The sequence below is a fragment of the Sporolactobacillus vineae DSM 21990 = SL153 genome, from assembly GCF_000377985.1.
Classification (GTDB): domain Bacteria; phylum Bacillota; class Bacilli; order Bacillales; family Sporolactobacillaceae; genus Sporolactobacillus; species Sporolactobacillus vineae.
Map to the genome: position 1 here is coordinate 1 of NZ_KB899072.1, position 6,776 is coordinate 6,776.

Annotated in this window: 7 protein-coding genes; 1 reads left to right on the forward strand and 6 read right to left on the reverse strand. The window is 44.7% G+C overall.

The features are described from left to right. Positions 1 to 367: 367 nt before the first annotated feature. From D889_RS0114475 to D889_RS15120, 5 genes are all read right to left on the reverse strand, one after another. A complete protein-coding gene (locus tag D889_RS0114475) occupies positions 368 to 694 on the reverse strand; it encodes a hypothetical protein (protein ID WP_010632921.1) in 327 nt (108 codons plus the stop codon). A 178-nt stretch (positions 695 to 872) separates the two neighbouring features. Further along, positions 873 to 1,391 (reverse strand): GNAT family N-acetyltransferase, encoded by a 519-nt coding sequence (locus D889_RS0114480; protein ID WP_010632922.1) that lies wholly within the window; start codon positions 1,389 to 1,391, stop codon positions 873 to 875. Positions 1,392 to 1,603: 212 nt separating this feature from the next. After that, the gene (locus D889_RS0114485) at positions 1,604 to 2,869 is read right to left on the reverse strand and encodes an APC family permease (RefSeq protein ID WP_010632923.1); all 1,266 of its coding nucleotides are present in this window, start codon (positions 2,867 to 2,869) and stop codon (positions 1,604 to 1,606) included. 533 nt (positions 2,870 to 3,402) lie between these two features. After that, positions 3,403 to 4,389, reverse strand: coding sequence for a S66 family peptidase (locus D889_RS0114495; RefSeq protein ID WP_010632924.1), 987 nt, complete (start codon positions 4,387 to 4,389; stop codon positions 3,403 to 3,405). A 195-nt stretch (positions 4,390 to 4,584) separates the two neighbouring features. Then, on the reverse strand, positions 4,585 to 5,388 hold the full coding sequence (locus tag D889_RS15120; protein WP_154649993.1) for an ATP-binding cassette domain-containing protein: 804 nt from the start codon (positions 5,386 to 5,388) through the stop codon (positions 4,585 to 4,587). Here D889_RS15120 and D889_RS0114505 point away from each other — a divergent pair. Further along, on the forward strand, positions 5,328 to 5,966 hold the full coding sequence (locus D889_RS0114505) for an Rgg family transcriptional regulator (RefSeq protein WP_248676846.1): 639 nt from the start codon (positions 5,328 to 5,330) through the stop codon (positions 5,964 to 5,966). The genes D889_RS15120 and D889_RS0114505 overlap by 61 nt on opposite strands. A 66-nt stretch (positions 5,967 to 6,032) precedes the next feature. Here the strand turns inward: D889_RS0114505 and D889_RS15125 are convergent. Continuing rightward, positions 6,033 to 6,776: IS256 family transposase (locus D889_RS15125; protein WP_018962454.1), on the reverse strand; the 744-nt coding region annotated here is incomplete at its 5' end.

Genomic DNA, 6,776 nt, shown 5'->3' on the forward strand with positions numbered 1-6,776 from the left:
GGAGTTGCTCGGGTTTTCCTAACCGCTTCATTTGTCGGAGTATTGCCGAAGCCTGATTAGGCATCATCCCGATATAATCCGGCTGGCGCCGGCCTTCCGGAGCGACCGCCATGGCAATCTTATCCTTAGAAACATCCAAACCGACGTAAATTATGTTATGATTCATTATGCTAGCTCCCTTCGCGTTGTGGCTCTGTTTGAAGTCCTTGATGCATTTTTATTGTACTTCAATCAACCCACGTTGCTGCGATAGTGGGGCTAGTTTCGTTCATTATAACTCTCTATGTCAGAGCACCCGTCATCGTTTTTATTTTAATTGACTCAAAGAAATCACAGGACACCTTTATCGGGGTCCTGTGATGATTCTTCAGCTCAATTTTTTCTCTACAGTTTCAATAAATCCATCCGTAAAAAAATGATAGACATTAGATTTGAGATCAAGATCTGTTTTTTCTTTAATGATAATAGGACGGGTATGATCATGGCTAAGCCCATATGACTTTGCAATGCATACCTTCCCATCTACTGAACTGATTTTCATGTAGATCGGTTTCTCGCCCTGCATGTTATGAAGATAATGGTCGGCAGCCTGATTAACGTCGGTTGTAACAAAGTAGATATGTTCCCTGCATTCCGAATCACTGGCTTTACTCACTTCAATGAAATCAAACCGTGGAATATCGATTAACTGCAATTCACATACACCTCCCATTTACTTTATTTCTCCATGGAGATGCGTATTCCTATTTGAAAGTTATTTTCTTAAGCAAAAAGCATCATCACAAATCAATCCAGTCTTTTTGACGTTATAGTGATGTATTTTAAATACAGCGGTCCGATTAATAAAACTATGAATCAGCAGCGAGGAAGCTTCACCCATTCTGATTGTTTTTTGATTGGTTCGCTTCGAACACATACTCGAGCTCTAATTCATGCTCAATCGGAATGCCATTCTCTGCGACCAATGGAATTTCAGGCTTCACTTGCCTGGCTTTGAGGACTGCATTTCGGCGAAAACCGCAAAGTGTAAAGCCTCTCTTCTGGTAAAACTGCAGAGCCCGAATATTGTCATTGGTCGTTGTCAGATACACATGCTTCAGTCCCAGGTCCTCCGCCTGCTGTAGAAAACGTTCCAGAAGTGCCGTGCCGACGCCCATATTCTCCATAAAGCTGTCCAAAGATAATACTTCGCCGTCTGAATTCCGATCGATTCGATAAGTCAGGAGTCCAAGAATCCGGTTTTTATCTCTCGCCAGAAAGCCCGGCTGATCTGCCAGATGAAAAGATTCCCCATGCACAACCATCACTTCACTGCCCCAGTTCTGGATCATAAGCCGGATCACTTCATCTTTATCTTCGTTGCGAATCGGTTCGATAGTCCAGTTTACCATTTTCAGAAACTCCTTATCACTTCATCGCACATTTCTTTTTTGATTGACTCATAGGATACATCATAAAATCGACATAATGCCCCTGCCGGCTTCTTCGAAATTACGAAGTTTACCCTAATGGCATAAAAGTTTACCCGATTCCCCTCGGAGTTTACCCGAAATCAGAAAAAGTTTACCTGAAATCACAGGGAATTCGTGCCGGCGAATTGATTTTAATGATGGGACAAAAACGCTTTCAGTTTGACTGCCATTTTACCAAAAGTCATCGCAAGAATAATGGCAAGCGGATACACCGCAGCCCACCCGACAAATAGAAACATGATCAGTGTCACAATCAATGAAACCATACTGATCAAGCGCTTCTTCTTTTCTTTTCTGAAAAGTACAATGCCGGCGGCGCAGCCCCCTATATAGTTCAGTAAAAAAGTAGCATTCGGAAGTTGAATCAGCGTTGTCAGCGAGATGAGCCGAAATGTGTAGAGGAAGATGATGCAAACAAAGCAGGCGAACAGAAAAAGCAAACCGCCGAGCGGTGTTTGAAATTTAACGGATCTTCTGCCCAGCCATTTCCAGGCCTCTCCATGGTCGGATAGCGAACAGGCTAGCCTGGAAGCAGCGCCAACATAGGTAATAACGGTTGCCAGACAAATCAAAAGCCCGGCGATGCCGATCAAATCAGCGCCGACCCAACCCAATCCTTTTTCGGCCACGTTGACCAGAGCAGCCTCGGACTGCTCCCGATAACTGCCGGTTCCTATAACGGCAAATGCAGTAAGAAAGTAGATACCGCCTAAAATAAAGGCGGAGATGACTGTTGCCCGGCGCACATCTTTTTCAGGATGGACGAACTCGCCCGATAAATTGGCTACGGCCTCCCAGCCGATAAAGCACCAAAAAAGAAGGGTGGATGCTTTGCCGATGCTTAAAACCCCTTGCGGCATAAAAGGTTTAAATTGATCGATATCGATGTGTGACACCGAACTCACGATCGCAAGTCCGAGAATAGAAAGAATTCCGGCGACCACAATGACTTGCACGGATCCGGCTAACGTCATGCCGAAGTAATTCAACAGGAGAGCGAAAAGCAGGACAAGGCACGCAGTCACAACTGTCATATTTCCAGGTAGTCGAAAAGCTGCACTGAGATAGCTGGCACCTGTCAGAGCTGCAACGGGGGCACCGATCGGAACGGACATCAGAAAGAACCATCCGGTGATGATGCCCATTCTTTTTCCGAGCGCTTTTGTCACAAAATAAGAAACGCCGCCGGAACCCGGATATCTTTCGGACAGATAAGCCATACACAGAGCAAGCGGCAGCACGAAGATCATTAAAAACAGCCAGTCAATCAGCGATGCCGGACCGGCGATATCTGCTGCAAGTCCGGGAACAATCAAAATGCCCGCACCTAGCACTGCGCCGACATACAGTGCAATCGCCTGAGGCAAGTGAATGGAAGCCTTAGGTAATTGTTTCATGAATTCTACTCCATTCGCTAATGAATTTTTTCCTATTGGCGATCGCTCTTTTTAAACTTAAAATCCCGGCTTGCCGGGCTATGTCTTTAAAATATATGCGTATCATGTTATCCAATTAACCAATGAAGTTAAAGATAAATTAGCCGAGCCGGGTACCCCTGCCGCTTTGACCATCGATGCGACAGAAAGTCAATGCGCCTACCGTTTACCACCGGTTCTATCATTCTATAGGAAACACGATCCAGAGGCAAAAAGGTTCATCAAGCCGACAAATTTTGTCGATGGAATAAAAGAAGAGTTAATCCACAGCACGATCGATCTCGGATTGATTATGGGCGATTGCCCGAAAATCGGTTTTTTCATGCGGAACCACTGATCAAAGTAAAACTGGGCCTCGCGCTTAGCGCCGATCTTCCGCTCGCCCGAGCAAGTGCTGCCTTATCCGAAGAACTGAGAAAAGAAACCCTGCTGCTTACCGCAAAGGGCTGTGCCTATCGCCACCCAAATCCTGAACACGATATCGGAACTCCATTTTACCTCTGTCCAAGAAGCGTAACCGTGGCCTGATCCGCATCGATTTCCACATCGGCGCCGATCGGCATCGTCAGCATCGGCTGCGTATGGCAGCAATCGAAATCAGCAATGATCGGGCACTTGGTCCCATGAAGCACTTCCAGGAGAAGATCAATCGGCTGTTTACCCGTTCCCTCATCATCAAAGCGTTCATGTTTCCCAAGCAAGATCCCGCCGACCCGATCAAAGACACCATTCACTTTCAATAGAGAAAAATTTTTCTCGACTTGAGATGCCGGTTTCATTGAATCCTCAATCAATAAGATATCTCCGTCTTTAATTTCAGGCATATAGGGACTCCCCCAGAAACCCAGCATGGTGTTGAGATTGCCGCCAATTAATCGGCCTCTGGCTCTCCCGACATGAATCCCTCTCCAATGATTCGGCCGTCTTTCTTTTTCTCCTGTCTTCTCCTCCCAGTTCATCCGTTCATCCGACCAATAAGCAGGCGTTGGAATTTGAAAAGGATAATTGGGCGAATCGATAAGTACCTGTTTAAAGAATTGAAAAGTCTCATCAACGTACGGAGGAAATTCACCGAAAGACGGAACAAGCGCCGGTCCATAATAAACCGTAATACCCGTTTTCGCATAGATGGCGAGCAGAATCGCCGTCACATCTGAATAACCGATGATCATTTTCGGATTTTGCTTTAGCGCTTCATAGTCCAGATAAGGAAGCAGAGAATTGGAATTAGTGCCGCCGATTGTTGACATGATCATCTTAATGTCCGAACGGCGTATTAACGCGTTCAATTCGGCAGCCCGTTTCTGGATGGTTCCGGATCGATAATGATCTTCTTTCCCAGTCAGGCTGCCCTCGATGATTTCAAAACCCTTATTTTCTAAGTATGCCTTAGCCCGTGCAAAACGTTTCGGAGAAGTCGCCGTAGCCGGGGACGATGGAGAAAAAATCCCGATCTTATCCCCCTTTTTCAATTTCAACATCTGACATCACTTCTTTTCGCTTTTCCGTCCGGTAGAAAACAAGCCTTTTCATTATCCTAACGTATATACATCTGTTGTCAATTTAGCAGAAAAATCCAACGAAACAATTTCTGCACTTCGTCAAAAAGCACAAAAAAGTAACCCACCCTGGTTTCATGGCCTTATCTTCTTCATAATCCTATTCTTTCAACTGAGTTACATCACAACAGAGCTATCTTCCAAAGTATCTAAATGAATCACATGATCATAATTCTGCATCTCTTCCTGTGAAAGTTTATGCCCCGCTTCAATGATTGTTATAGGTAGATTGAACAGTGTCCGGTGAATTTGCAGTGATAACCGGTTATCCAATGCTGAAGTTAATTCATCTGCCAGCAAAATAGGCCGTTTTCGAATGAGCGCCCGGGCGATTTCAATTCGCTGAAGCTGGCCGCCTGATAAATTGCCGCCGTTTGCCCCTATCTGAAAGTCTAAACCCTTTTCCCTGATCAGTTCTGCTAATCCGGCGTGTTCCGCTGCCTCCATTACTTCCTGGTCAGTGTAGCCCTGCCCAAGCGTGATATTGAAGCGAATCGTATCTGAAAGCATAAACGGACTCTGTTTTATAAAACTGAATAAATGAGCAATGGCATGCTTATCGAACTTGGTAACAGGATGCCCGTTATACAGATAGTCCCCCTTCTCGAGAAGAATCTGATTCTGAAGCGTTCTCAGTAAAGTTGTTTTCCCAAATCCCGAAGGCGCCATAATCAATACCTTCTCGCCCCGGTTCACTTTAAAATTCAGTGCTTGAAAAATCGTCCTATTTTGCCGCTTAATGGTCGCATTCTCCAGAGCGATTGTTTGAAATTTCGGCAAAGGAAGCTTTCCAGGAGCCTTGCCCATTGAGTTTTCCTGATTGATTGTCTCAGCAGCACGAATTTGTAATTTTATATGATTTGTATGAAGCATATTACGCGCACAATGGCAAAAAAATACAACAATTGCTTGTGGAAACAAAAGAGGCTGATATTCAGAAAAGCAAAAAAGAAATCGTTGTTACGGAAATTAAATTAATTGATGCAATCCTTAAAGAGGATTATTCGACAATAAGCCCAAAAGATAAACTTCTGTTAAAGCACAATATTTTCTGGAAAGATAATTGGTCAAAATTTACTTTGTCTTTATTCGCAAATTCAATGGTCCTGTTCACAACTCCTGAGATGACGTATTTTGTCGAGGCCATTTTCAAGATGTATGTGAAGAGAAGAGATAAAGAGAAGGATCATAAGCGCGATAATATTATTATGACGATTGCAATTAACTTTATTTCAACGTGCATCAAGAACGATGAAGACGAACTTACAACCCCGGCTTTAAAAATTTTGGATGATATTCAGCCAGTTCCAGAGAACACTTTTTACAAATTGACTACCGTTTTCTATGAATACCTTCTAAAATCTCGAAAGAAATCTGAAAATCAAGCAAATACAGCAAAAATCCAATGCGTTCTTTCTATTTTCAAAGAGATCGGATTAAAGCAATACAGTGAAGATCTGAATGCGTTTTATATAAATTATAGAACGAGAGAGATATAAGTGGAACAAATTTGTCAGATCAAGTCTTTTGTTGTGTGTAAATTCATCTCAGTAGAAGCAAAGTCATTACTTTGGATAAAGGGCAGTGACTTTACCAGATTTCGCTGATCTGGGTTGCTTGGCCTTCCAGTCAAAATAGTCGTCCATTTTCAAATAACGGCGGCCGCTCAGCCACTTTTCATCCTTCTCCATAAGAACGGCCCCCATCAGACGGACGACCGAATCCTGATTTGGAAAAATACGAATCACCTTCTCGCGGCGGCGAAACTCTTCGTTGAGACGTTCCATGACATTGGTTGTCCGCAAACGGCGGCGATAGGGTTCAGGCAAGGAGAGCACCGCAGTGACATCATCAAAGGACGTCTCGACAAACTCTGTGATCCGAGGGGCTTTCTCCTGGTAAGCTTTCAAAAAAGAGTGAAGCAGGGTCTGAGCTGTGTTGACGTCAGGCGCGTGGAGAATCGCCCGGACCTGATTGGCAACTTCGTGTTTTAAAGATTTGGGAAGCCGGTCGCGCACGTTGCGCAGGAAGTGTTCCTGACATCGCTGCCAGGTCGCGCCCTGGAACGCTCTTTGAACGGCACTGACCAGCCCTCCATGATCATCGCTGACGACGACATCAACACCCTTCAGACCGCGTGCCTTCAGCCAACTGAAATAGTTATTCCAGGCTTCCGTGCTCTCGCTGTCATCGATTTTTAACCCCAGAATCGTTCGATACCCTTGTTCATTGATCCCGTAGCTGATCAGAACGCCTCGGGAACGGACACGCCCATTTTCACGGACCTTGGTATAAACGGCATCCACGAT

Bases quoted from the DNA above. Each gene is read 5' to 3' on its own strand.
- D889_RS0114480 (WP_010632922.1), bottom strand. From the start codon at position 1,391: ATGGTAAACTGGACTATCGAACCGATTCGCAACGAAGATAAAGATGAA.
- D889_RS0114485 (WP_010632923.1), bottom strand. From the start codon at position 2,869: ATGAAACAATTACCTAAGGCTTCCATTCACTTGCCTCAGGCGATTGCA.
- D889_RS0114495 (WP_010632924.1), bottom strand. From the start codon at position 4,389: ATGTTGAAATTGAAAAAGGGGGATAAGATCGGGATTTTTTCTCCATCG.